24 protein-coding genes are annotated in these 23,024 nt (G+C 71.9%); 15 read left to right on the top strand and 9 right to left on the bottom strand.

Translation table 11 applies throughout. The features are described from left to right. Window positions 1–61: 61 nt before the first annotated feature. The 5 genes from ACH4KB_RS00410 to ACH4KB_RS00390 all read left to right on the top strand — a co-directional run bounded on the left by ACH4KB_RS00410 (window position 62) and on the right by ACH4KB_RS00390 (window position 5,002). On the top strand, window positions 62–1,471 hold the full coding sequence (locus tag ACH4KB_RS00410) for a cytochrome P450 (RefSeq protein ID WP_398062169.1): 1,410 nt from the start codon (window positions 62–64) through the stop codon (window positions 1,469–1,471). A 270-nt stretch (window positions 1,472–1,741) separates the two neighbouring features. Continuing rightward, window positions 1,742–2,869: a cytochrome P450 gene (locus ACH4KB_RS00405; protein WP_398063302.1), complete on the top strand. Its 1,128-nt coding sequence runs from the start codon at window positions 1,742–1,744 to the stop codon at window positions 2,867–2,869. Next, the gene (locus ACH4KB_RS00400; RefSeq protein ID WP_398062168.1) at window positions 2,866–3,693 is read left to right on the top strand and encodes an enoyl-CoA hydratase/isomerase family protein; all 828 of its coding nucleotides are present in this window, start codon (window positions 2,866–2,868) and stop codon (window positions 3,691–3,693) included. Before ACH4KB_RS00405 ends, ACH4KB_RS00400 begins: the two co-directional genes overlap by 4 nt. Window positions 3,694–3,717: 24 nt before the next feature. Next, window positions 3,718–4,710 (top strand): TerC family protein, encoded by a 993-nt coding sequence (locus tag ACH4KB_RS00395; RefSeq protein WP_398062167.1) that lies wholly within the window; start codon window positions 3,718–3,720, stop codon window positions 4,708–4,710. An 88-nt stretch (window positions 4,711–4,798) separates the two neighbouring features. Then, complete coding sequence (locus ACH4KB_RS00390) at window positions 4,799–5,002, top strand: hypothetical protein (RefSeq protein ID WP_398062165.1); 204 nt, start codon at window positions 4,799–4,801, stop codon at window positions 5,000–5,002. An 18-nt stretch (window positions 5,003–5,020) separates the two neighbouring features. On the opposite strand, the gene ACH4KB_RS00385 is transcribed toward ACH4KB_RS00390, so the two are convergent. Continuing rightward, entirely contained in the window at window positions 5,021–5,614 is a 594-nt protein-coding gene (locus ACH4KB_RS00385; protein ID WP_398062163.1) for a GNAT family N-acetyltransferase, read from the bottom strand. A 179-nt stretch (window positions 5,615–5,793) separates the two neighbouring features. On the opposite strand from ACH4KB_RS00385, the gene ACH4KB_RS00380 reads away from it, so the two are divergent. The 5 genes from ACH4KB_RS00380 to ACH4KB_RS00360 all read left to right on the top strand — a co-directional run bounded on the left by ACH4KB_RS00380 (window position 5,794) and on the right by ACH4KB_RS00360 (window position 10,666). Then, window positions 5,794–6,594 carry a VOC family protein gene (locus ACH4KB_RS00380; RefSeq protein WP_398062161.1) on the top strand — a complete coding sequence of 267 codons (801 nt, stop codon included), beginning with the start codon at window positions 5,794–5,796 and terminating at the stop codon, window positions 6,592–6,594. Between the two features lie 205 nt (window positions 6,595–6,799). Further along, complete coding sequence (locus tag ACH4KB_RS00375) at window positions 6,800–7,195, top strand: molybdopterin-binding protein (protein ID WP_398062160.1); 396 nt, start codon at window positions 6,800–6,802, stop codon at window positions 7,193–7,195. A 38-nt stretch (window positions 7,196–7,233) separates the two neighbouring features. Continuing rightward, window positions 7,234–8,058: a molybdate ABC transporter substrate-binding protein gene (gene modA / locus ACH4KB_RS00370; RefSeq protein WP_398062158.1), complete on the top strand. Its 825-nt coding sequence runs from the start codon at window positions 7,234–7,236 to the stop codon at window positions 8,056–8,058. Window positions 8,059–8,139: 81 nt separating this feature from the next. After that, the gene (locus ACH4KB_RS00365) at window positions 8,140–10,101 is read left to right on the top strand and encodes an ABC transporter permease (protein WP_398062156.1); all 1,962 of its coding nucleotides are present in this window, start codon (window positions 8,140–8,142) and stop codon (window positions 10,099–10,101) included. A gap of 199 nt (window positions 10,102–10,300) precedes the next feature. Beyond that, window positions 10,301–10,666 (top strand): PH domain-containing protein, encoded by a 366-nt coding sequence (locus ACH4KB_RS00360; protein ID WP_007447979.1) that lies wholly within the window; start codon window positions 10,301–10,303, stop codon window positions 10,664–10,666. 99 nt (window positions 10,667–10,765) lie between these two features. Here ACH4KB_RS00360 and ACH4KB_RS00355 read toward each other — a convergent pair whose 3' ends face one another. Continuing rightward, the gene (locus ACH4KB_RS00355; protein WP_398062154.1) at window positions 10,766–11,536 is read right to left on the bottom strand and encodes a peptidoglycan recognition protein; all 771 of its coding nucleotides are present in this window, start codon (window positions 11,534–11,536) and stop codon (window positions 10,766–10,768) included. Window positions 11,537–11,631: 95 nt separating this feature from the next. Further along, complete coding sequence (locus ACH4KB_RS00350; protein WP_398062152.1) at window positions 11,632–12,858, bottom strand: cation:proton antiporter; 1,227 nt, start codon at window positions 12,856–12,858, stop codon at window positions 11,632–11,634. Between the two features lie 155 nt (window positions 12,859–13,013). On the opposite strand from ACH4KB_RS00350, the gene ACH4KB_RS00345 reads away from it, so the two are divergent. Further along, a complete protein-coding gene (locus ACH4KB_RS00345; RefSeq protein ID WP_398062150.1) occupies window positions 13,014–14,102 on the top strand; it encodes an acyltransferase family protein in 1,089 nt (362 codons plus the stop codon). Window positions 14,103–14,165: 63 nt separating this feature from the next. Here the strand turns inward: ACH4KB_RS00345 and ACH4KB_RS00340 are convergent, their stop codons facing one another. From ACH4KB_RS00340 to ACH4KB_RS00320, 5 genes are all read right to left on the bottom strand, one after another. Then, a complete protein-coding gene (locus ACH4KB_RS00340; RefSeq protein ID WP_398062148.1) occupies window positions 14,166–14,378 on the bottom strand; it encodes a hypothetical protein in 213 nt (70 codons plus the stop codon). A 51-nt stretch (window positions 14,379–14,429) separates the two neighbouring features. Next, window positions 14,430–14,792 carry an SCO5918 family protein gene (locus tag ACH4KB_RS00335; protein ID WP_056702005.1) on the bottom strand — a complete coding sequence of 121 codons (363 nt, stop codon included), beginning with the start codon at window positions 14,790–14,792 and terminating at the stop codon, window positions 14,430–14,432. Window positions 14,793–15,115: 323 nt separating this feature from the next. Next, window positions 15,116–16,696: a DEAD/DEAH box helicase gene (locus ACH4KB_RS00330; protein WP_398062146.1), complete on the bottom strand. Its 1,581-nt coding sequence runs from the start codon at window positions 16,694–16,696 to the stop codon at window positions 15,116–15,118. A gap of 245 nt (window positions 16,697–16,941) precedes the next feature. Then, the gene (locus ACH4KB_RS00325) at window positions 16,942–17,145 is read right to left on the bottom strand and encodes a cold-shock protein (RefSeq protein ID WP_015609674.1); all 204 of its coding nucleotides are present in this window, start codon (window positions 17,143–17,145) and stop codon (window positions 16,942–16,944) included. 340 nt (window positions 17,146–17,485) lie between these two features. Next, complete coding sequence (locus ACH4KB_RS00320) at window positions 17,486–17,833, bottom strand: MerR family transcriptional regulator (protein WP_214297737.1); 348 nt, start codon at window positions 17,831–17,833, stop codon at window positions 17,486–17,488. Between the two features lie 393 nt (window positions 17,834–18,226). On the opposite strand from ACH4KB_RS00320, the gene ACH4KB_RS00315 reads away from it, so the two are divergent. The 4 genes from ACH4KB_RS00315 (at window position 18,227) to ACH4KB_RS00300 (ending at window position 21,394) form a co-directional block, all read left to right on the top strand. Continuing rightward, on the top strand, window positions 18,227–18,772 hold the full coding sequence (locus tag ACH4KB_RS00315; RefSeq protein ID WP_398062144.1) for a hypothetical protein: 546 nt from the start codon (window positions 18,227–18,229) through the stop codon (window positions 18,770–18,772). Window positions 18,773–18,836: 64 nt separating this feature from the next. Beyond that, complete coding sequence (locus ACH4KB_RS00310) at window positions 18,837–19,424, top strand: toxin (RefSeq protein WP_398062143.1); 588 nt, start codon at window positions 18,837–18,839, stop codon at window positions 19,422–19,424. 67 nt (window positions 19,425–19,491) lie between these two features. Next, on the top strand, window positions 19,492–20,763 hold the full coding sequence (locus ACH4KB_RS00305) for an MAB_1171c family putative transporter (protein ID WP_398062141.1): 1,272 nt from the start codon (window positions 19,492–19,494) through the stop codon (window positions 20,761–20,763). A 13-nt stretch (window positions 20,764–20,776) separates the two neighbouring features. Beyond that, complete coding sequence (locus ACH4KB_RS00300) at window positions 20,777–21,394, top strand: hypothetical protein (RefSeq protein WP_398062139.1); 618 nt, start codon at window positions 20,777–20,779, stop codon at window positions 21,392–21,394. A gap of 39 nt (window positions 21,395–21,433) precedes the next feature. On the opposite strand, the gene ACH4KB_RS00295 is transcribed toward ACH4KB_RS00300, so the two are convergent. After that, window positions 21,434–22,906 (bottom strand): ParB/Srx family N-terminal domain-containing protein, encoded by a 1,473-nt coding sequence (locus ACH4KB_RS00295; protein WP_398062138.1) that lies wholly within the window; start codon window positions 22,904–22,906, stop codon window positions 21,434–21,436. Window positions 22,907–23,024: the final 118 nt, after the last annotated feature.

Below are 23,024 nucleotides of genomic sequence, written 5' to 3'. Positions count from 1 at the left end.
CCCCCACACGTATCCCGAGCCGGGGCCGACCGGGCCCCGCGATCACACCGAGGAAGCCGACATGGACCCGCAGCCGGGAGCCACCCCGTACAGCGCGCCCGCCGGGTGCCCCATGCACCAGCAGCAGACGTCGCTGTACGGACCGGAGTTCGCCGCCGATCCGCACCGCTTCTACGACGCGTCCCGGGCACACGGCCCCGCCGCGCCCATCGAGCTGGCCCCCGGGGTGGAGGCCACGCTGATCGTGCAGCACGAGGCGGCGCTGCGGGTGCTTCAGAACCCGGCGCTGTTCGCCCGGGACTCGCGGCGCTGGGCCGCGCTGCGCGAGGGCGCCGTCCCCATGGACAGCCCCGTCCTGCCGATGATGGTGTACCGGCCCAACTGCCTCTTCACCGACGGCGCGGAGCACCTGCGGCTGCGCAAGGCGGTCACCGAGTCGCTGTCCCGGCTCAACAGCTCCAGGCTGAGCCGGGACGTCGAGCGGATCGCCGACTACCTGATCGACCAGTTCATCGAGCGCGGCACCGCCGATCTGCTCAACGAGTACGCCAAGCTCCTGCCGCTGCTGCTGTTCAACCAGCTCTTCGGCTGCCCCGGCGACATCGGCGACCGGCTGACCCGCTCGATGTCCGCCATCTTCGACGGCGAGGACGTGCTCCGCGCCAACACCGAGCTGACCGAGTGCCTGATGGAGCTGGTCGCGATCAAGCGCCGCCAGCCCGGCGAGGACATCACCTCCTGGCTGATCCAGCACCCGGCGGGGCTGCGGGACGAGGAGTTGAAGGACCAGCTGGTGATGCTGATGGGCGCGGGCGTGGAGCCGGAGCGCAATCTGATCGGCAACGCCCTGCTGCTGATGCTCGCGGGCGATCAGCCGGGCACGCCCGAGCGGCGCGGTTCGGGGCTGCTCGTCGAGGACGCGCTGGACGACGTCCTGTGGAACAACCCGCCGATCGCCAACTACGCGACGCACTACCCGGTGCGGGACATCGAGCTGGACGGGGTCGTGCTCAAGGCGGAGACCCCCGTACTGATCAGCTTCGCCGCCGCGAACAGCGACCCGGGGCTCACCGACGCCCGCCAGACCCTGAGCAAGGGCGCCCACCTGGCCTGGGGCGCGGGCCCGCACGTGTGCCCGGCCAAGTCCCCCGCGACGCTGATCGCGCTGACCGCGATCGAGAAGATCCTCAACACCGTCCCGGACCTCGCACTGGCCGTGCCCGCCTCGGGTGTGGCCTGGCGGCCCGGCCCGTTCCACCGGGCCCTGGTCGCGCTGCCCGTACGGTTCACCCCGACAGCCGCGCGGCGCGCGGGAACCGGGGCGCAGCCCCCGGCCCCGACCTCGGCCCAGCTGCCCGACCCGTTCCGGAACGCGCCCTCCGGCACGCCGGTGACGCCCCGTCACGCCCAGGAGCAGGCGAAGAAGCAGAAGGGCTGGTGGAGTTCGTTCCTCGACGTGTTCCGCGTATGACCCACAGGCTGACAATTCGCGTATGACAACGGGCATTTAGTGACGATTGCATGTGACGGGGGCAACAAAGAACGATGCTTGGCGCCGATATGCGGAGGGGTAGGTTCAGTGCGGTAACCACGGGCCTAGGTCGAGGAACTCTGCGTGAGCATCACTGGCGGTACAACCAGGACGCCCGACGGGCGGCGCGCGGTCATCGGTCTGCTCCGCAGACTCAATTCCCCGGAAGGACAGGCCGAGCCGTACGGAATACTCGCGGAGCTCCGGGCGATGGGTGACGTCGTCCGCGCTCCGTGGAACGGGTATTTCGTCACCGGCTTCGACACCTGTAGCCAGGTGCTCCGGGGCCGCAACTGGCTCGCCCCGGATCTCGCCTGGCAGCAGCGGCAGGACGACTCCAAGCAGTGGGACGCGATAGCGACCCGGGAGATGACCACCACGCTCGCCCGGCTCAACGCCCCCGAGCACACCTGCCAGCGCCGCTCCCTGGGCAACCTCTTCGACCGTTCCACCATCGAACGCCTCACCCCCGACGTCGAGCGCGACGCCGACCGGCTGCTGGACGAGCTGGCGGAGAAGCTCCGCTGGGGTGAGGCGGACTTCGTCTCCACCGTCAGCGAGCAGCTGCCGGTCATGACCGTCGGCGCCTGGCTGGGGATACCGCCCGAGGACTACCCGGACATCCTGGAGATCACCCACAACCAGGTGTTCGCCCAGGAACTGCTCCCCACCAAGTCGCAGCTCGCCGTCTCCGAGGAGGCGACCATGCGGCTGCGGGCCTACTTCACGGGTCTGGTGGCCCGCCGCCGGGCGGAGCCCCGCCACGACGTGCTGACCGGCTGGATCCACACCTGGGACGCGATGGAGCCGGACCGGGAGCGGGCGGACGAGATCCTCTACCGGCTCACCATGTTCGTCACCATCGCCTCGCTGGAGACCACCGCGACGCTGCTGACCTCGATGACCTCCCTGCTGACCGAGCCCGGCCGGTGGGCGTGGCTGCGGAAGTACCCGGAGCACATCGACGCGGCCGTCGACGAGGTGCTGCGCCACGACCCGCCCATCCACATCAACACCCGGATCGCCGCCGAGGACACCGTCCTGGCCGGGGTCCCGATCAAGAAGGACAGCATGATCCACGTCCTGTACGGCGCGGCCAACCACGATCCGCGGCGGAACCCGGATCCGGGCGCCTTCGACATCCTGCGCGGCGGCAGCCACCTCACGTTCGGCGGCGGGGTGCACTACTGCCTGGGCGCGGCGCTGGCCAAGCTGGAGGCGCGGACGCTGCTGGCGCGGATGCTGGATCGTTTCCCCACCCTGCACACCGTCTCGCGGCCGGTATACGCCCCCCGGATGGTCTTCAGACGGATCACCTCCCTGGGCGTGGCCCTGTGAAGCTCTCGCTCCCCGAATTCCTCACCCCGGCCGGCCGCTCCGAGGACCGCTCGCCGACGGTACGCACCCGGCGCGAGGGACCCGTCCTGTACGTGGAGCTGCACGCGCCGGACACCGGCAACGCGGTGACCGAGGCGATGCTCGACGAGCTGCTGGACGTCGTCGCCGCCCCGGACCCCGAGGTGCGGGTGCTGGTGCTCAGCGGCGCGGGGGACGACTTCTGCCTGGGCGGGGACCGCACCGAGTTCGCCGAGTGGCTGGAGGAGGACCCCGCGGGCCGGGGCATCCGGGTCGCCGGGGAGAAGGCCCGCCGGGTCTGCGAGGCGATCTCCGGCGGCCGGGCGGTGACCATCGCCCGGGTGCAGGGCAAGGCGGTCGGCGCGGGGTTCGCGCTGGCCCTCGCCTGCGATCTGCGGGTCGGCGCGGACACCGCCGCCTTCCGGCTGCCGGAGCTGGCGCTCGGGCTGCCGACCGCCTGGGGCGGGCTGCTGCCCCGGCTGATCCACGAGGTGGGCGCGGCCCGGGTCCGCGAGCTGATCCTCACCGGCCGGGCCTTCGACGCGGCCGAGGCCTACCAGCTGTCGGTGCTCCAGCGGGTGGTGCCGGAGGCGGAGCTGGACGCCGCGGTCGCCGCCTGGGCGAAGCCGGTGGTCCGCCGCCCGGAGGCCGCGCTGCGGGTCACCAAGGCGCTGCTGAACTCCTACGCCGCCGCCACCCGGCTGGCCGACCCCTCGTTCCTCGACGCGGAGCTGATGGCCTCGGTCGCCGCGGCCACCCGGCGCCCTCCGACGGGCGGCGGCAGGGCGGACGGGGCACACTCGTAAAAACCCGAGTGGGAGGTCTCCGGCGTGGACGTACCGGTGTGGCTCTGGATCGTGTTCGCCGTGACCGTCGTCGTCTCGCTGGCAGTCGACCTCCTGGCACACCGCAAGGCGCATGTCATCGGCTTCAAGGAGGCCGGGCTGTGGAGCGCGCTGTGGGTGAGCCTCGCGCTGCTCTTCGGCGCGGTCGTCTTCCTGACCCTCGGAACGACCGCCGGAACGGAGTACACGACCGCCTGGCTGCTGGAGAAGAGCCTCTCGGTCGACAACCTCTTCGTCTTCGCGCTGATCTTCGCGTATTTCAAGGTTCCCCGGGAGTATCAGCACCGGGTGCTCTTCTTCGGCGTCATCGGCGCACTGGTGTTCCGCGCGGTGTTCCTGACCCTCGGCGTCGCGGTGGTCAACCGCTTCACCTTCGTCCTGTTCCTCTTCGCCGCGATCCTTTTCTACAGCAGCTATAAAATCCTCAGCGGTCAGGAGGAGAATTTCGACCCCGGTAAAAGCTTCGCGGTGCGGCTGCTGCGGAAAGTGATGCCGGTCCAGGACCACTATTCCGGGACGCACTTCGTCGTCCGCGAGGAGGGGCGGCGGGTCGCCACTCCGCTGCTCGCGGTGGTCGCCGCGATCGAGGCGGCCGACCTGATCTTCGCGGTCGACAGCGTGCCCGCGGTGCTCGCGGTCAGCGACGACCTCTTCATCGTCTACACCAGCAACGCCTTCGCGATCCTGGGGCTGCGGGCCCTGTACTTCCTGCTGGCGGGGCTGCTGGACCGGTTCCACTACCTGAGCCACGGGCTGGCGGTCATCCTCGCCTTCATCGCCGTCAAGCTCATCCTCCAGGCGTCCCACAAGATGATCAGCACCTCGATCCCGGAGATCCCGTCGCCGGTGAGCCTCGCGGTGATCGTCGTCATTCTGGCCGTTTCGGTGACTCTGAGCATGCGCCGTTCGCCCGAGAATCCGGGCGGCACGGAAACGTCCGACGCCTCCGACGCCTCCGACGCCGATACGGACAAGTAGGGTCACGGAAAGCAACCCCATTCCCCATTCCCCGGCAACGCAAAGGGAAAGACTTCCCAAAATCCCCCGCGCCGCCTATCGTGAGTAAATGGCAAGCAAAGAGCGTGACACCCGACAGCGGGCCGCTTTCATGTGCCCGGCCTGCAAGCAGCCCGTCCCTTCCGAGATCCACCGGCACAAGTCCCTCGGGATCTTCGTCCCCGTCTGGCGCGCGGGTCCCTGCGAGAACCCCTCCTGCGCGGAGTACGCCGCGCAGGAGCGGCCCGCCCGGCACCGGACCGGCTCCTCCTGACCGGGAGCACCGGCCTCCTCAGCCCACGGACAGACGCTCGGTGAGACGCGCCTTCGCCGCCGGCCACTCGTCGGCCAGCAGTGAGAAGTAGACGCTGTCCCGCCAGCTCCCGTCCGGCCGCCGCCGGTGCCTCCGGAGCACCCCTTCGCGCCGCGCCCCGAGCCGGGCGATGGCCGCCTGCGAGCGCTCGTTGCGGTGGTCGGTCTTCAGCTGGACGCGCCCCATGCCCAGCTCCTCGAAGGCGTGCGTCAGCAGCAGGAGCTTCGTCTCGGTGTTCACGGCCGAGCGCCAGTGCGCCCGGCCGTACCAGGTCCAGCCGATCTCCAGGCGCTCGTCCGCCACCGCCACGTCCAGATACGTGGTCCAGCCGACGGCCCGCCCGCTCGGACGGTGGACGACGGCGAACGGCACGTACCCCGCGTCGCCCAGCACCCCCGCCATGCGCTCGCGCAGCTCCTCGCGGGTCCGGGGCGCAGGGCCGCCCTGCCAGCGCCACACCTCCTCGTCCCCACCGCCCGCCGCGAAGAGGTCGTCGAGGTGGCCGAAGGTCAGCGGGACCAGTTCGACGTGCTGCCCGGTCAGCGTCACGGGCCGAGGAGGAAGTGCGGACATGGACCGATCCTACCCTCCCGCACCTTCGCACTAGCGCACACCATCTATGCACTAGTGCATAGATGGTGTGCGGATCGTCCGACGCGCGGACCGGCCCCCGGCTGACTAGCGTTGCCGGTGCGGGCAGGGGCCCGTACGGGTGGGGCCGACGACAGGGACTCCAGGGAAGGACCGGCACCATGGCTGTACAACCCGAGGGCACTCCATGCTGGGCGGACGCCATGTTCGCCGACGTCGAGGGCGCCAAGAGCTTCTACGGTGACGTACTCGGCTGGACGTTCGGCGAGAGTGCGTCGGAGTTCGGCGACTACACGCAGGCGTACGCGGACGGAAAGGCCGCGGCAGCCGTCGTCCCGCCGATGCCGGGCGCGGAGGGCCACTCGGCGTGGTGCCTGTACCTCGCGTCGCCGGACGCGGCGGCCACCGCGGAGAAGGTCCGCGCCGGCGGCGGCGAGGTGCTGATGGAGCCGATGCGGGTCGACGACTTCGGGACGATGGCCCTGGCCCGCGACCCCGGCGGAGCCGTCTTCGGCATCTGGCAGGCCGGCAGCCACGAGGGGTTCGAGACGGAGATGGGCGCGCCCGGCGGGTACTGCTGGGGTGAGGTCTTCACCCGGGACCCCGAGAAGGCGGACGCGTTCTACCCCTCGGTCTTCCCCTACACCGTGCGGAAGTTCGACGACGCGTCGATGGACTTCTCCCTGTTCGACGTCCAGGGGGAGACGGTCCTGGGCCGGATGGCGATGGGCGACGACTTCCCGCCGGAGGCACCCGCGTACCTGAACGTCTACTTCGCCGTGCCGGACTGCGACGCCGCCGTGTCGAAGGCGACCGAGCGCGGCGGGGTGCTGCGGTCCGGGCCGGAGGACAGCCCGTTCGGCCGGTTCGCGACGCTCAGCGACCCGCAGGGCGCCTGGTTCACCGTGGTCGACGTGACCACCACCGAGGGCGAGATGCCGACGACGAGCCCGGTGACCTGACCCGGGGCCGTCACCCCGTACGGGCCGCGACCGGCGAACCGGCGCGGCCCGTACGCGCACCCGGCGGGGTCGACGCGCACCCGGGCTCGCCGGTACGCGCTCCCCGCACCCACAGCCGTACGTTCCTCCAAGCCCTCCCGCACCTGCGGTGGAACATCGTCCAGAGAATGGCAAACGCCAGCTCACATGGCCTAGCGTGGCGCACATGCAGTCCTACACAATCGGCCAGGCAGCACGACTTCTCGGGGTCAGCCCCGACACCGCACGCCGCTGGGCGGACGCCGGCCGGGTCGCGACCCATCGCGACGAGGCCGGCCGCCGTCTGATCGACGGCCGCGCGCTGGCCGCCTTCTCGATCGAGGTCGGCCAGGGCACGGGCGGCGAGGACGAGGCCGCGTACACCTCGGCCCGCAACGCGTTCCCGGGCATCGTCACCGCGGTGAAACTCGGCGACGTCGCGGCCCAGGTCGAGATCCAGGCCGGTCCGCACCGGCTCGTCTCGCTCCTGACCCGGGAGGCGGTGGAGGAGCTGGGCCTTGAGGTCGGCATGCGGGCGACCGCCCGGGTGAAGTCGACCAGCGTGCACATCGACCGCGTCTGAGACCGGCCGACGACGAGAATCCAAGGAGCCCGACCCTCATGTCCCCGCTGATCGGCCACCGTCGTGTGGTCAGCCCCCGCCGCGCGGCCGCCGCCGTCCTGACCACCGCCCTCCTGATCCCGCTCGCCGCCTGCGGTGACGACTCCGGATCGGCCAGGGGCGAGGGCAGCGGCTCGGCAGCCGCGACGGGCGCCCCGAAGGCCGACCTGACCGTGCTGGCCGCCTCCTCCCTGACGGACGTCTTCAAGGCGGCGGGGGCGGCGTACGAGAAGGAGAACCCGGGCACGAAGGTGACGTTCTCCTTCGCCGGCTCCCAGGAACTGTCCGCCCAGGTCAAGCAGGGCGCCCCCGCCGACGCTCTGGTCACCGCCGACACGAGGACGATGGACGGCCTCTCCGGCGACACCGGGAAGCCGACCATCATCGCCAAGAACAGGCTCGTCATCGCCACCGGCGAGGGCAACCCGGCGGAGGTCGGGAGCCTGGAGGACCTCGCCGACCCGAAGCTGAAGGTCGTCCTGGCAGCCCCCGAGGTGCCGGTGGGCCGCTACGGCGCGCAGATCCTCGACGCGCAGAACATCGAGGTGAAGCCGGTCTCCCAGGAGCCCAACGTCCGCGCGGTCCTGTCCAAGGTCTCGCTCGGCGAGGCCGACGCCGGGCTCGTCTACAGGACCGATGCCGCGACCGCCACCGACAAGGTCGACGCGATCGACATCCCGGACGGGCAGAACGCCATCGCCTCCTACCCGGCCGCCACGCTGAAGACGTCGCAGCACAGCGAGGCCGCCGCCGCGTTCGTCGCCTGGCTCTCCACGCCCGCCGCGCAGACGATCCTCCGGGGTGCGGGCTTCCAGCAGCCGTGACCGCACCCGGGCCCGGCAGCCCCGCACCGTCCGACAGGCGGGCCCGCTGGGCACCGCACTCCGAGCCCTACGAGGTCACCGATGAGACGTCCCGGCCGCCGCCGCACCGCAGGAGCCCGCGCACCCCTGCTGCTGACGGTGCCCGCCCTGCTGGCCGTGGCGTTCCTGATGCTGCCGCTCGCCGGGATCCTGGTCCGCACCTCCTGGGGCGAGCTCGGCGCCCACCTCACCGCCGAGGCCACCACCGAGGCCCTGCGGCTCTCCCTGCTGGTCTCGCTCTGGTCCCTCGGTCTCTCGCTCCTGCTCGGGGTGCCGCTGGCCTGGCTGCTGGCCCGGGTGCCGTTCCCCGGCAAGGCGTTCGTCCGCTCGCTGGTGCTGCTGCCGATGGTCCTGCCGCCCACGGTCGGCGGCGTCGCCCTCCTGCTGGCGTTCGGGCGGCGCGGGCTGCTCGGCCCCTGGCTGGAGGACACCTTCGGCGTCACGCTCCCCTTCCACACCTCGGGGGCCGTGCTGGCGGCGACGTTCGTCGCGATGCCGTTCCTGGTCATCTCGCTGGAGGGCGCGCTCGGCGGGCTGCGCCCCCGGTACGAGGAGACCGCGGCCTCGCTGGGGGCCTCGCCGGTCCGGGTGTTCCTCACCGTGACGCTGCCGATGGTCGCCCCCGGGCTGATCGCCGGAGCCGCCCTGACCTGGGCGCGGGCGCTCGGCGAGTTCGGCGCGACCATCACCTTCGCGGGGAACCTCCCCGGCACCACGCAGACCCTGCCGCTCCAGGTCTATCTGCTGCTCCAGGACTCGCCGGAGGCCGCCACCTCGGTGTCCCTGCTGCTCCTGGCCATCGCGATGATCGTCCTGATCGCGCTCCGGGGCCGCTGGACCGGCACCCCGGGCGACCGCCGGAACCCCGCGAGCCGGACGGCGGCGGCCCGCCCGGACGAACCGGCGGCCACCGTCCCGGACCCGCTCCCCGAGCCCGCCGCCGACCCGCCGGCGAAGACCGCGCCGGAGCTCTGGCCGCTGCACGCCGACGTCACCGGCTTCACGCACCTCACGCTGGACGCCCCGGGCTCCACCACCATCGCGGTGGTCGGCCCCAACGGCGCGGGCAAGACGACGCTCCTGCGGGCCCTCCTCGGCCTCACGCCCCGCGCGCACGCCGCCCTGCGCCTCGGCGACAGCGACGTCACCGCACTCCCCCCGCACCGCCGGGGCGTCGCCTGGGTCCCCCAGGACGGGGCGCTCTTCCCGCACCTGAGCGCCCTGGCCAACACGGCGTACGGGCTCCGCGCCCACGGCGTCCCCCGCTCCGCGGCCCGGCGCGAGGCCCAGGACTGGCTGGACCGCCTCGGGGTGGGCCACCTCGCCCACCGGAGGCCCGCCCAGCTCTCCGGCGGGCAGGCCCAGCGGGTCGCCCTGGCCCGCGCACTGGCGGCCCGCCCCCGCCTCCTGCTCCTGGACGAACCGCTCGCCGCCCTCGACCAGACCACCCGGGCCCGGGTGCGGCACACCCTGCGCCGGCACCTCGCGGACTTCGGCGGGGTCTGCCTGATCGTCACCCACGACCCGGTCGAGGCGGTCTCGCTGGCCGACCGGGTCCTGGTGCTGGAGGACGGCCGGGTCCTCCAGGACGAGCCGCCCACCGAGGTCACCCGGCACCCGCGCTCGCCGTGGGTGGCCCGGATGCTGGGCCGCAACGCCTGGCCCGGCACCGCGACCGCCGACGGCCTGGCCCTGGCGGGCGGCGGACACCTCGTGGTCGCCGAACCCCTCCCGGCGGGCACGGACGCCCTCGCGGTCATCGCGCCGGAAGCCGTCTCCGTACACCGGGAACGCCCCACCGGCTCCCCCCGCAACGTCTGGCCCGGCACCGTCCGTGAGATCACCTCGGGCGGCAGCCGGCTGCGGCTGCTGATCACCTCCGCCGAGGCCCCGGACCTGGTCGCGGAGATCACCCCGGGGGCCGCCGCCGAGCTCGGCATCGCCGACGGGAGCACCGTCTGGACCAGCGTGAAGGCCACCGAGGCGACGATCGTCCCGCTGTAGGCGGAAGGCGTCGGCGGGAAGGCGTCGGCGGGAAGGCGTCGGCGGAAGGTGTCGGCGGAAGGTGTCGGCCGGTCCCGTCCGGGAACCAGAACCCCGCCGCACACGTACTCCAGTACGACGCGACAGAAAAACACGCGATCAGGGAGACACGCGGCGGAGAACAAACACGCGGCGGAGAACACGGAGAAACGGGGACCTCATGGCACTGTTCGGCAACGCCCACACGATCAATCCGGCCACCGCCCAGCAGGACTACGCGCGGCTGCTCGGACAGGGCGAGCAGGTGCACGCCGCGTTCCTGCTGATCCGCGACACGATCCTGTTCACGGACCGGCGGCTGATCCTCGTCGACAAGCAGGGCATCACCGGCAAGAAGACGGAGTACCACTCCGTCCCGTACCGCAGCATCACGCACTTCTCCGTGGAGACGGCCGGGACGTTCGATCTCGACGCGGAGCTGAAGATCTGGATCTCGGGCAGCGCGACCCCGCTCCAGAAGACGTTCACCAAGGGCGTCGACATCTACGAGGTGCAGGCCATACTGACCCAGTTCGTCGCCCGGTAGCCGAGCCGTCAGAGGTCGGACGTACGGGCGCAGACGTACAGGCGCAGACGTACAGGCGCAGACGTACAGGCTCAGACGTACGGGCTCAGACGTACGGGCTCAGACGTACGGGCGCAGCCGGGCCGACGCCGAGTGCCCGGGGGCGGCGGCGCGCAGCTTCGCCGCGCGCTCCCGCAGCTCGGGCAGCAGCCCGTAGAGCGCGTCGCCGGGGCAGCGGGTCTCGAAGCTGTCGCGGTGCCCGGAGATGACGTGCAGCCGGGCCACCTGACCCTCGTCGAAGCGGCTCTCGTCGTTCGTCGAGACCAGGTCGACCGTGCCCAGCGGATCCGCCCCGGGCCGCAGTTTCCAGGCGGCCAGCTTCACGATCGCGTCCATCATCGGCTTCGGGACCTCGGCGCCCGCGCCGAAGTTCCCGATCGCCGCGATGCCGACCGTGTCGGTGTTGAACCCCTTGGTGTGGGCGCCGAGCACCGAGCGGCCGACCCCGCCGGCGCGGCCCTCGTAGATGGTTCCGCAGCGGTCGACGAGGAAGTTGTAGCCGATGTCGTCCCAGCCGTCCTGCCGGATGTGGTCGCCCTGGACGGCCCGGATCAGGCGGGGCGCGTCCGCGCAGTCGTAGTCGTTGGGGTTGCCGGTGTGGTGGACGAACACCGCCCGCGCCGCGCCCGTGTAGTGGGGCCCCTCCCGGACCAGCTCCTCGTCCGCGTGCCATTCCCGGCGGCTGACGACGGCCGGCTGCGGCAGTCCGCGCGGCGGGCGGGGCCCGGAGGCCAGCTCCGACCCCGGCGCGCGGGACGCCGGGCCGTCCCCGAACACGAGGAGGGCCAGGGGCACGACCAGAACGCCCAGGACGATTCGGCGGGACCACATGTACTCCACCCTGCGGTCCGGCCTCCGGCTTCGCAGGGGAGCGGGCCGTTCGGGTGACAGGTCACCGGTCGGGGAGCTTCATCCGGAACGAGACCTCACCAGGCCTCACCGGTCTCCGCCGCCCGGCCCGGCACGGCCCGGCCCCCGTCGCCCTCCTCCCGGCCCAGCAGCCGGAACGCGAGCAGCGGGAACACCAGCACCGACACCATCGCGGCGGCGACCAGGGCGGCGGCCTCGCCCGCCCCGATCACCTTCTCGTCGAGGCCGATCGCGGTGATCGCGACCACCAGCGGCAGACAGGTGGACGCGAACAGCCCGAGCGCGGACCGCGAGGCACGCCCCGTCAGGTCGCGCGGGGCCAGCAGATACGCCGGAACCCCGCGCACCAGCAGGAACAGCAGCAGGAAGACCGGCAGGAGCAGCAGCGGGCGCCCGCCGTCCAGGAGCGCCGCGAGGTCGAAGTCGATGCCCGTGACGATGTAGAAGAACGGCACGAGGAAGCCGAAACCGATCGCCTCGATCCGCCCCAGGATCTCCCCGCTGCGCTCGGGCACCGCCCCTTGGAGGACGAGCCGGGTCAGCATCCCGGCGGCGAACGCGCCGAGCAGGGTGTCCAGGCCGAAGACGTGGGCGAGACCCAGCATCCCGGCGAGCATCAGCATCACGAAGCGGACCGCGAACTGGCCGCTGGAGTGCAGGGTCACGGCGATGAGCCGGGCGAACCACGGCGGCCGGGGCCGCATCGCCCAGAACACCGCGCCCGCCGTGACGACCGCGAACACGGCCAGCACCGCCCCCGCCGCACCCGGGCTCCGGCCGCTGAACAGCAGGGCCATCGCGATGATCGGACCGAACTCCCCGACCGACCCGAATGCCATCACCACCGACCCGAACCGTCCCTCCAGCCGCCCCGAGTCCCGCAGGATCGGCAGCACCGCGCCCAGCGCCGTACTGGTCAGCGCGGTGCCGATGACCAGGCTCTTCGCCAGGTCCGCCCCGCTGAGCAGCAGCGCGACGCCGAGCCCGGCGGCGAACGAGAGGAACCACGCCCCACCGGCCCGGCGCAGGGTGGGGCCGCGGACCTCCGCGAACCGGATCTCGTAACCCGCGAGGAAGATCAGCATCGAGAGCCCGAGGTCGGCCAGGGTGTCGATGACCCGGTCGTGGTGGGCCCAGCCGAGCACGTCCGGCCCGGCCAGGACACCGAGCACGATCTCGAAGATGACGACGGGGACCGGCAGCCACCGCCCGGTCGCGTAACCGAGCAGCGGGGCGAGAACCGCCAGGGCCATGATCAGGACGAGGGTCCCGGGGTGCTCCATCGCTCGTGTATAGCAAGGAACACCCCGGAATCACCCGTTATGACACCCTGTCGGACCTGGCTCGGTCCGGGCAGTGGACGTCCCGGGCCGGCCGACCGGAAGTGACACATGCCACGGGGACCGGAGGGAACGCCTCCGCGTTCTAGGGTGTCAGGATGCCTTCCCCCCTCACCTCCGAGCAGCCGCGCCCCACCGCCGCTGCCGGCGCCCCGGCGACCGGAACGCCGCCGCCCGACGGCGGCCGCGACCACTTCTTCGACAACGCGAAGTACCTGGCGATCGTCCTGGTGGCGGTCGGACACGCGTGGGAGCCCCTGCCCCCCGGCCGCCTCGTGGAAGCGGCGTACACCTTCGTCTACACGTTCCACATGCCGGTGTTCATCCTGATAGCGGGCTATTTCTCGCGGAACTTCGAACTGCGGCCGGACCGGGTGTGGAAACTGGTCACCAGCCTGCTGGTGCCCTACGTCCTGCTCGAAGTCCTCTACACGCTCTTCCACCGGGCGACCCGCGACCCGGACTTCGCCCTCTCGCTGCTGGAGCCCTACTGGCTGCTGTGGTTCCTGCCCGCCCTGTTCCTCTGGCGGCTGTCCACCCCGCTCTGGCAGACCGTGCGCTTCCCCGTGCTGGTCTCCCTCGCCATCGCCGCCCTGGCGACGGTGTCACCGGCCGCCGACGGGAGCCTCCAGATCCAGCGCATCCTGCAGTTCCTGCCGTTCTACGTACTCGGCCTGCGGCTGCGCTCGGAGCACTTCACGGCTCTCCGCTCCACCTGGGTGCGGGTCGCCTCGGTGCCGGTGTTCGTGGCCGGGATGCTGCTGGCGTACTGGCTGGTGCCGCGGACGTCGACCTCGTGGTTCTTCCGGAAGAACAGCACCGAGGAACTCAGCGTCTCCGAGTGGACGGGCCCGACCGCCACGCTCCTGCTGTTCGTGGCCGCGATCGTGCTGGGCGCGTGCTTCCTCGCCTGGGTGCCCAGGGGCCGCGGCTGGATGACCACGCTCGGCACCTGCACGCTGTACGGGTACCTGCTCCACGGCTTCGTCGTCCGGGGGCTGCGGTACGGCGGCTTCTACGACGACCCGTTCTTCGACACCACGATGGGCACGGTCGCCGTCACCCTGGGCGCGGTCGTCATCATGACCCTGCTCTGCACGCCCCCGGTCCGGTGGCTGCTGCGTCCGCTGCTGGAGCCGCGCATGACGTGGGCCCGGCAGAGACCACCGGCCGCCCGCGCGTCCTGAGACACCGAACGGCCGGGAGCAGGGGACGATCCGAGGGAGGCCCCGGGGAGGTCCCGGGGAGGTTCAGTCCACGATGATGTTGTGGCCGAGGACCGCGAGGTGTTCCAGCACGTCCTCCAGCGGATCGTCGATCTGGCCCGTCGAGATCAGGGCCACCTGCGGGCCGTTGTGCGCGTTGGTGTGCGTCTCGTCGGCGTACGCGGCGGTGGCGGGCAGCAGGAACGCCACCACAGTCACGCCCAACACCGTCAGCTTCCTCATCATGGCGGCGATCATCGCACGCCCCGCGACGCCCGAAGTCGGCGTCGCGGGGCGGGAGTACAGGTCTCAGACCCCGTCGGCCCGGGGTGCGGACACCGCTCCGGGAGCCTCGCTCCGCGCCTCGGCCGGAGTCCCCAGGAGCGCGGAGGCCGTCTCCAGCGGGGTACGGGCGGGGGCTGGGGCCGGCACGGCCGACTCGGCGGTGCGGCAGGTGAAGCCGAGCTTGGACAGCGCCCGGACCACCTCGGCGGAGCTGAAGTCCCGGCGGTCCTGGCGGGTGATGACCTCACCCACCTGCTTGACGGGGTAGACCCGGCGGCTGATGACCACCGCGTCACCGGTGACGGGTTCGGGCTTGATGCCCTTCATCGAGTCCTCCACCTCGTTCTTGAACAGATCGAAGGGGAAGCGGGCGATGACACAGCGCATGGTTCCTCAACAGGGGTCGAGTGCACGGGGGACGTGTCGAGTGCACGGAGGGGGGACGTAAGGGAGCCCGGATACGCCCTAGGGGGTGCCCGGTGGATCAGGGCCGGGAAGGGCGCGGCGTCTGGTGCGGTGCATCGCAAGGCGCCGGAGCGTCCTCATCGCGGAGCGATTCGGGCGTTTCGGCAACGCCGCGAGGCGCCGTGCCAGGGGCCGTGACCCCGGTCATGATCCGCCGGACACGCCCTAGGGGCCCGGTGCGCACGCGCCGGCGGGGGGTCGCCGGGCGTACGGGGCGGCCGGCGGCGGACCGCCGGCCGCACGGATCACGCGGCGCGGTTGTTCCGGCGCTGCGCCGCGGCCGCGCGGGCCTCGGGCGTCGGCACGCCGGGACGACGGCCCCGGGCCGGAGCCCCGCTGCCGCCGCGCTTGGTGCCGCGGCCCATGAACGCGCCGCCGCGGCTGCTGCCGCGCTCCTTGGCCGGGGCGGAGATGACGACCGGGACGCCGGAGGGCGCCTGCGCACCGGTGATCCGGCTCAGCTCGGCCTCGCCGGAGCGGACCTGGGCGATCTGCGGGGTGATCCCGGCGTCCGCCATCAGCCGGGTCATCTCGCGGCGCTGGTTCGGCAGCACCAGCGTGACGACGCTGCCGGACTCCCCGGCGCGGGCGGTACGGCCGCCGCGGTGCAGGTAGTCCTTGTGGTCGCTCGGCGGGTCCACGTTGACGACCAGGTCGAGGTTGTCGACGTGGATGCCGCGCGCCGCGACGTTGGTGGCGACCAGCACCGTGACGTGACCGGTCTTGAAGCGCTCCAGGGTGCGGGTGCGCTGCGGCTGGGACTTGCCCCCGTGCAGCGCCGCCGCCCGGACCCCGCTGTGCAGCAGGTGGTCGGTGAGCTTGTCCACCGCGTGCTTGGTGTCCAGGAACATGATCACCCGGCCGTCGCGGGCCGCGATCTCGGTCGTGGTGGCGTACTTGTCCGTGCCCTGGACGTACAGGACGTGGTGCTCCATCGTCGTGACGGCACCGGCGGACGGGTCGACGGAGTGCACGACCGGGTCCTTCAGGTAGGTCCGCACCAGCAGGTCGACGTTGCGGTCCAGGGTGGCCGAGAAGAGCATCCGCTGCCCGTCCGGGGTCACCTGGTCGAGCAGCTCGGTGACCTGCGGCATGAAGCCCATGTCGGCCATCTGGTCGGCCTCGTCGAGGACGGTGATGGTGACGCGGTCCAGCCGGCAGTCGCCGCGCTCGATCAGGTCCTTGAGGCGGCCCGGCGTCGCGACGACGACCTCGGAGCCACCGCGCAGCGCGCTGGCCTGGCGGCCGATGGACATGCCGCCGACCACGGTGGCGATGCGCAGCTTCAGCGACCGGGCGTACGGGGTGAGCGCGTCGGTGACCTGCTGGGCCAGCTCCCGGGTGGGAACGAGGACCAGGGCGAGCGGGCGCTTGGCGTCGGCGCGGCGGCCGGCGGTGCGGGCCAGCAGCGCGAGGCCGAAGGCGAGCGTCTTGCCCGAGCCGGTGCGGCCGCGGCCCAGGACGTCCCGGCCGGCCAGCGAGTTCGGCAGGGTGGCCGCCTGGATCGGGAAGGGCACGGTCATGCCCTCGGCGACCAGTGCCGCCTTCAGCGGTGCGGGCATCTCCAGCTCGCCGAAGGTCTCGGCGGCGGGGAGGGCCGGGGTGACGGTCACCGGCAGGGCGAACTCGCCCTTGACGCCGGAGGCGGAGCGGCGGCCGTAGCCACCGGACCGGCCGGAGCCGCCGGAACCGCCGGAGCGCTTGGGTCCGCCGCCGAAGCCCGCGGCGCGGCGCTCGCCGCCGCCACCGGAGTAGCGGGGGGCACCGCCGCCGGAGCGGGTGCGGGAGAATCGGTCGTTCGAGCGGGGTGTGCGTTCGCGGTTCATCTAGAACCTTTCCTCGATGGGGCACGTATCGAGGGATTCTTTTTCGGGAAGCGACCGTGAACGGCACCCAGAATCGCAAGAACGAGCCGATGAAATGACAAAAGAAAACGAAGCCCGGCCGCCGGGAAACAGTGCACCGGACGCGGCTTCGTCGAGGGGCGCGCAGAGCGGGCCCCGGAAACGACAACGAGCCGGGGCCCGCACCCCAAGGTGCGGGCCCCAGCTGCGCAGTACTACCTGAGTGATCAGGCGGGGGTGATGTTCTCGGCCTGCGGGCCCTTCTGGCCCTGCGTGACGTCGAAGTTCACCTTCTGGCCCTCCTGCAGCTCACGGAAGCCGGAGGCGGCGATGTTGCTGTAGTGAGCGAAGACGTCGGCGCCGCCGCCGTCCTGCTCGATGAAGCCGAAGCCCTTTTCCGCGTTGAACCACTTCACGGTGCCAGTAGCCATGTCATATCTCCTTAGGGGCAGAGCCCGCGGGCCCACACTGTGCGGACCCCACGTCGCCGCGATGATTACCCCGTCCGGAAGAACACCGGAAATACAAAAGTGTGCCCGCCGACATCCGACCGGCAAGAACACTTGAAGTTTTTGGGAACCACAACTGCAACTGAGATCAACACTAGCACGATGAGGCCGGGAGAGGCGGGTGCCTAATATCACCGGCCGCGTCGGAACAGACCGTGAAGAGAAAAGCCTCATCGCGCATTGCGCGAAATTCTGTGCTGACGAATGCAGATATCCCCCCGGGGGCGCGTGACACCCCGCGCGACCCGCGGCGCGGCGCCCGTCAGCGCCCGGCGGGACCGCCGGAGCGGGCGGACCGGCCGCGCAGCTCCTCGTTGAGGCGCAGCGCCTCCTCCAGCTGGTCCTCCAGGATGACGATGCGGCAGGCGGCCTCGATGGGCGTGCCGGCGTCGACCAGGTCGCGGGCGCGGGCGGCGATGCGCAACTGGTAGCGGGAGTAGCGGCGGTGGCCGCCCTCGGAACGCAGCGGGGTGATCAGCCGGGCTTCGCCGATCGCCCGGAGGAACCCCGGCGTCGCACCGATCATCTCCGCGGCTCGCCCCATCGTGTAGGCGGGGTAATCGTCGTCGTCGAGCCGGTCGGTGGCGTGCGAGGGGGTCTCCGGGGGCATCTGCACCTCTTCCGTCACGCGCGACCGGAGGAGCCGGGCGCCGTACGCCTGCGGGGTGCGCCTCTGCTGCGTACACCTGTTTCACGTGACTGCACAAGAAACCCTAAACGCCCGGCAAGGCCATGTCTATCGCGGCCGGAACAGATTCGGACCACCGGGAAGGACACGGCGGACCCACCCCCACGGATCGCTGACCGACCGGTCAGTTGTCGCCGGGAGGACCGTGGGGCCATAATGCACGCGTAGCCCTTCACGCATCCCCCGTCGTGAAGGGCTACACCCCTGTCCGGAGCCCGCTCCGGGCGCCGTGGGGCACAGGATCCTTCACGGGCAAGGGACTCCCCTCGTGGTCCCCTGCCCGTGTTTTTTCGAGTTAACAGTGACGTAGAGTGTTTGCGCAAGCTCAGTTCCGACTCCGAAGTGATCCTGGAGGCCCGGATGGCCATGGACGACGGCGACGAACGCGGTCCTGAACCCGTCGAACCCCCCGGTCCGGACGAGCTTCCCCGCCTCGGCACGCTGCGGGAAAAAGTCGAGTACATGGTCGAGAAGACCTTCCCCGGCCAGAAGATCTCGGGCCGGGTCTTCGCCGAGCTGGTCCGCGACCGCGGCGGTGCGCTGTCACACAGCTACTTCTCCAACATCCTGGCCGGCAAGGTCACCCAGCCGTCCGAGGACATCCTCAAGGCCCTCGGCCTGGGGTTCGGCGTGGACTGGCGCTTCTTCAAGGAGGAGTCCGAGGTCGTCGACGACGTCGTCGCCGGACTCCAGTTCCTGGCCAAGCGACGCACCGGGGAGATCAGCGGCCTGGCCGGCCGGGGCCTGGACGACGACGGGCTCCCGCCGGAACTGCTGCGGTTCGCCCTGTCCCTGCTGGAGGACGCGGTCCGGGAGAAGGACGAGCCGGAGGGGCGGGGACAACCGGAGGGGCGGGGATAAAGCGGCGGCAACGATTCCGCCTCGAACCACCGCCCGGCGGGTCCGGCAGCGTAGCGTCTTGGTCATGTCCCTGCGGAAACTGCGGAAAGAGTGCGAGGCCGGGCTCGCCGACCTGCCCATCCCGGTTCCCTTCACGGTGGACAAGCTCGTCGCCAACATGGAGGAGGCGAGCGGGCGCACGATCCGGCTGCACGAGATGCCGGACCGCCTCGCCCGCGTCAACGCCGCCTGCGGACTGCGCCTGAAGGCGGGCGGCACCAGCCTCGTCCTCTACCGCCGCCGGCCGACCGCCTACCAGACCCAGCACGTGATCCTGCACGAGCTGTGCCACGAGTGGTTCGACCACGGGACGACGCTCGACGCGGAACAGCTCCGGACGCTCCTCCCGGTCTTCGACACCTCGCTGATCGCCCGGATGATCTCCCCGGCCGCCGCCGCGTCCTTCGCCTCCGGCGGCGGCACCGTCCAGGCCCGCGCTCAGTACGCGACCCATGACGAACGCATGGCCGAATTCGGTGCCTCCCTGATCCCCCGGATGGCGCGGGATCTCACCACCGATGACATGGTGGGGCGGCTGGACAACTCCCTGTCCCGCCCGGTGGCCCACCGACGGCGTGGTCTCTTCCCCGGAAGACGGTCCGGCGACGCCTGACACGTGCCACCGACCCCCACCCGCGGGCCCCCCGCCCCGCGCTCCCGACCCGAGGACGAACACCGCCGTGACCCCCCTCGATCTCGCCGGCTACCTGATAGCCGGCCTGATGACGGCCGTTGCCCTGTGGCGTATGCCCGCTGCCCTGTGGGGCGACGAGGAGGACCGCAGACGGCGGGCCCTGTGGGGCTGCTACGCCGGATTCGCCATCGCCCTGTGGACGAAGACCGAGGCGGTGCGCATCGGTCTGAACAACAGCGCCGTCACCGACCTCGCCGTCCTCATCAAGCACTACACCGCCACCGTGGCAATTCTGGCCATCCTCAGCTACATCGTGGCCATCTACGGCAGCTACCCCGAAGCGGGCGCGGTCCCCCGCCACGTACGGTTCGCGCGGCTCGTCCAGAAGCTGGCGGCCAAGGCCTCCGTCGCCACGCTGATCCTGCTGACCGTCCTCTTCTTCACCGTCGTCGACCGCTCCGAGCCCTCGGACCGCTTCGTCTCCGACCACGCCGGGGAGTGGGGCGCCACGCTCTACATGAGCGTCTTCTACCTCTACCTCGGGGCCGCGTCCGCCGTGTGCGCCTTCCAGTGGGCGCTGGCCACCCTCGACACCCGGCGCCGCCATCTGCGCATCGGGCTCGGGATGATGACGTTCGCGATGTTCATCGGCGTCGGTTACACCGTCAGCCGCACCCTGTTCCTGTGGATCAGCGTGGTGGACGAGCCGAGCGAGGCGTTCGCCCTGCGGTTCGACCAGGTCACCGAGGCCGCGCAGCTGGTGCTGTTCGCCTTCTTCGCCCTCGGCGCTTCCGTCCCCGCCTTCGCGGCCGGCGCCCGCCGGGCGCGGCTGTGGCGGGCCCAGGTCCGGCTGCACGCCCTCTGGTACGAGCTGATGGCCGCGTTCCCGGACCAGCCGTTCGACCCGCCCGCCCCGCTGGCCCGTGAGCTGACCCGGTTCAACGCCCCGGCCGACCTGCGGGTGGACCGCTGGGCCGCCGACATCGCGGACGCCGCCGAGAAGCTGCGCCACTACGTGCCCGACGGGCTGCTCGCCGCCGCCGGAAGGGCCGCCGCCCGCGACACGGACGACCCGCGCAGGACCGAATCCCTCACGGACGCCTACTGGATCCGGGCCGCCCTGCTCGCGAAGGACTCCGGCGCGCCCGCCGGGGCGGCCGCGACGGTCGCCGCCCAGCACGCGGCGGACCAGGACGGCGAGGTGGCCCGGCTGGTCCGGGTCGCCGCCGCGTACCGGACGGTCGACGAGGAGCGTGCCCGCGCCGTCCTCGCGGCCGCGACGGCCGAAACCACCCGCACGACGGAGACGAACGTATGACGGAGACGAACGCATGACCGGCACCACGACCGGCGAGGGGGCCCCCACCGCCTCCGCCCGCACGGCCTCCGTGGCGCGCACCGTCACCGACGTCCTCCAGCCGCGCAACGTCCTGCTGGCGGGCATGCTCTCCATCGGCCTCGCGGCGGCGGGCGGCGACTGGACCGGGCTGCTCTGGGGCTTCCTCGGGGCGCTCTGCGCCGGGCTGATCCCGGCGGGGTACATCGAGTGGGAGCGCGGGCGCGGCACCTGGGGCGACCGCCATGTGGTGGACCGCACCAAGCGGGCGCCGATCTTCTTCGTGATCCTGGGCTCGATCGGCGCCGGCTCGGTGGTGATGGTGCTGGGGAACGCGCCCACCGGCATCCTCGTCGCGATGCTCGCGCTGTGGGTGATGACGATCGGCCTGCTGGCCGTCAACACGGTGTGGAAGATCTCGGTCGACTCGGCGGTGGCCTCGGCGGCCGTCTCCCTCCTCGCCGTCGTGCACTCCCCCTGGTGGATCGCCGCGTACACGGTGACGTCGGCGGTCTGCTGGTCCCGGGTCGCCCTCGGCTATCACACCGTCGCCCAGACCGTGGCGGGCGCGGGCCTGGGTGCGGCGACGACGGTGGCGTACGTGTTCGTCTGAGTCCGAAGGTCCGAGGGCGCCCGGACCGGCGTCACCCGGTCAGAGCCCGGCGCACTGCCCGGTGCGCGGTCCGCCCACCTCATTGGCGCGGCCCGTGTCGTCCACGCCCGGCCGGTTGCCGGAGCACACCAGCGGGCCGGTGACCGTGTTGGCGGCGAGCAGCACGCCGCCGGTGTTGCCGGTGAGCACGACGGGGCCGGTGACCGTGTTCGCGGTGCAGCCCGGACCCCCCACCCGTACGGGACCGGCGGTGCGGCTCACGGAGACCGGGCCTTCGACGCGCGAGCCGCAGAGGTGGACCGCCGCCGCCCGGTCGGCGTGGAGCGGGCCGTCCAGCGTGGAGCCGGTGACCACGAGCGCCGCGCCGGGGCGGACGACGACCGGGCCGCGCTGGGCGGCGCGGTCCAGGCAGGTGACGCCGCTGTCGACGGTCAGCGGGCCGTTGCGGGGGCCGGTGACCGTGCGGGTGCAGGCGGGGGCGGGCAGGACGCGGGCCTTGTAGTCGAGGGCCTCGGCGAGCTTGCCCGGCTTGGGGTCGCTCAGCGGCCTGCCCAGCTTGGCGAACTCCCCGCCGGTCTCCTTCTTGCCGCCGTTCCACGCGTCGATCCGGCCTAGCTGGGCGGCCGTCTTCCCGTCGTCGACGACCGCGTCGGCGGCCAGGGCGGCCATCGACTTCGAGGCGCCCTTCACCAGGTCGAGGTACGGGCCCGGGGCCGCCAGGTCGTACGCGCTCGTGTCGTGCTCGCCGCGCAGCCACGCCCCCCAGGAGAACTCCAGGAACTCCGTGGCGCCGTCCGGGACCTCGTAACCGATGTCCCGGGTGAAGTAGACGAGGCTGCGGTACGGGTCGTCGCGGAAGTGCGTGATGCCGAGCCGGTCCGGCAACCGGTCGACGCCGAGCGGCCGGTTGTTCTCGTCGCGCAGCCACACCTTCTTCCGCTCGGTCATCCGCTGCCAGAAGGCCGGGGTCGACAGGGAGCTGAAGTTGTCGGTGACGCGGAGCCGGATGCGCAGGTCGGCGGAGCCGTCCGGGCCCTCCAGGAAGGACGTCAGCGTGTGGTGTCCGTCGGTGAGGTACAGCTTGCCGCCCGGTCCGACGACGGCCGTCTTCATCTCCTCGATCGTCCCGGCCGTCTCCTGCCCGACCGGCACGGTGCAGGTGAAGCTCGACGGGTCGTCCAGCCGGGCGCCGGGGCCGGCCGTGGCCGCCTCCTCCTGGCCGTTGGTCTCGCACCAGTCGTCGAACCGCTTGTTGACGCCGCCCGCCGCCTCGTCGCGGTCGCCGCCGTACCGGCCGAGCTTGTAGAAGACCTGGTCGAAGCCGAGTACGGCCTGCGTCGGGTGCAGCTCGCCGAGCCGGACGTCGATCAGCTCCCCCGGCTGCGCGCAGACGCGCGGCAGCGGCCCGCCCCCTGCGCACGGGTCCGCGGCAGCGGCTCCCGTGCCCGCACCGGCCACGACCGTGCCCGCCGCCAGCGCCCCGGCCAGCAGCAGCGCCCCGCTCCGTGGCATCCATGGCATCCGTGCCCTCGCCCTGGATCCGTTCATGTACGTCCCCTCCCGCGTGATGGTCTTCCGCAGGGACGATCGCAAGGCGCGACGACCCCCGTGCGGACGTGGGGTGAACGAG

It is taken from the genome of Streptomyces sp. NPDC017520 (assembly GCF_044329855.1).
Classification (GTDB): Bacteria; Actinomycetota; Actinomycetes; order Streptomycetales; family Streptomycetaceae; genus Streptomyces.
The sequence above is the reverse complement of the archived record's forward strand: the minus strand, read 5'-3'. Positions and strand labels throughout refer to the sequence as shown.

Excerpts from the sequence above, each read along its gene's own strand:
- ACH4KB_RS00385 (WP_398062163.1), bottom strand. The coding sequence starts at position 5,614 with ATGTCCGCACTTCCTCCTCGGCCCGTGACGCTGACCGGGCAGCACGTC.
- ACH4KB_RS00380 (WP_398062161.1), top strand. The coding sequence starts at position 5,794 with ATGGCTGTACAACCCGAGGGCACTCCATGCTGGGCGGACGCCATGTTC.
- ACH4KB_RS00350 (WP_398062152.1), bottom strand. The coding sequence starts at position 12,858 with ATGGAGCACCCCGGGACCCTCGTCCTGATCATGGCCCTGGCGGTTCTC.
- ACH4KB_RS00335 (WP_056702005.1), bottom strand. The coding sequence starts at position 14,792 with ATGCGCTGTGTCATCGCCCGCTTCCCCTTCGATCTGTTCAAGAACGAG.
- ACH4KB_RS00345 (WP_398062150.1), top strand. The coding sequence starts at position 13,014 with ATGCCTTCCCCCCTCACCTCCGAGCAGCCGCGCCCCACCGCCGCTGCC.
- ACH4KB_RS00390 (WP_398062165.1), top strand. The coding sequence starts at position 4,799 with ATGGCAAGCAAAGAGCGTGACACCCGACAGCGGGCCGCTTTCATGTGC.
- ACH4KB_RS00320 (WP_214297737.1), bottom strand. The coding sequence starts at position 17,833 with ATGCCCCCGGAGACCCCCTCGCACGCCACCGACCGGCTCGACGACGAC.
- ACH4KB_RS00405 (WP_398063302.1), top strand. The coding sequence starts at position 1,742 with ATGGGTGACGTCGTCCGCGCTCCGTGGAACGGGTATTTCGTCACCGGC.
- ACH4KB_RS00375 (WP_398062160.1), top strand. The coding sequence starts at position 6,800 with ATGCAGTCCTACACAATCGGCCAGGCAGCACGACTTCTCGGGGTCAGC.
- ACH4KB_RS00360 (WP_007447979.1), top strand. The coding sequence starts at position 10,301 with ATGGCACTGTTCGGCAACGCCCACACGATCAATCCGGCCACCGCCCAG.
- ACH4KB_RS00295 (WP_398062138.1), bottom strand. The coding sequence starts at position 22,906 with ATGCCACGGAGCGGGGCGCTGCTGCTGGCCGGGGCGCTGGCGGCGGGC.
- ACH4KB_RS00300 (WP_398062139.1), top strand. The coding sequence starts at position 20,777 with ATGACCGGCACCACGACCGGCGAGGGGGCCCCCACCGCCTCCGCCCGC.
- modA (WP_398062158.1), top strand. The coding sequence starts at position 7,234 with ATGTCCCCGCTGATCGGCCACCGTCGTGTGGTCAGCCCCCGCCGCGCG.
- ACH4KB_RS00310 (WP_398062143.1), top strand. The coding sequence starts at position 18,837 with ATGTCCCTGCGGAAACTGCGGAAAGAGTGCGAGGCCGGGCTCGCCGAC.
- ACH4KB_RS00340 (WP_398062148.1), bottom strand. The coding sequence starts at position 14,378 with ATGATCGCCGCCATGATGAGGAAGCTGACGGTGTTGGGCGTGACTGTG.
- ACH4KB_RS00330 (WP_398062146.1), bottom strand. The coding sequence starts at position 16,696 with ATGAACCGCGAACGCACACCCCGCTCGAACGACCGATTCTCCCGCACC.
- ACH4KB_RS00410 (WP_398062169.1), top strand. The coding sequence starts at position 62 with ATGGACCCGCAGCCGGGAGCCACCCCGTACAGCGCGCCCGCCGGGTGC.
- ACH4KB_RS00355 (WP_398062154.1), bottom strand. The coding sequence starts at position 11,536 with ATGTGGTCCCGCCGAATCGTCCTGGGCGTTCTGGTCGTGCCCCTGGCC.
- ACH4KB_RS00365 (WP_398062156.1), top strand. The coding sequence starts at position 8,140 with ATGAGACGTCCCGGCCGCCGCCGCACCGCAGGAGCCCGCGCACCCCTG.
- ACH4KB_RS00325 (WP_015609674.1), bottom strand. The coding sequence starts at position 17,145 with ATGGCTACTGGCACCGTGAAGTGGTTCAACGCGGAAAAGGGCTTCGGC.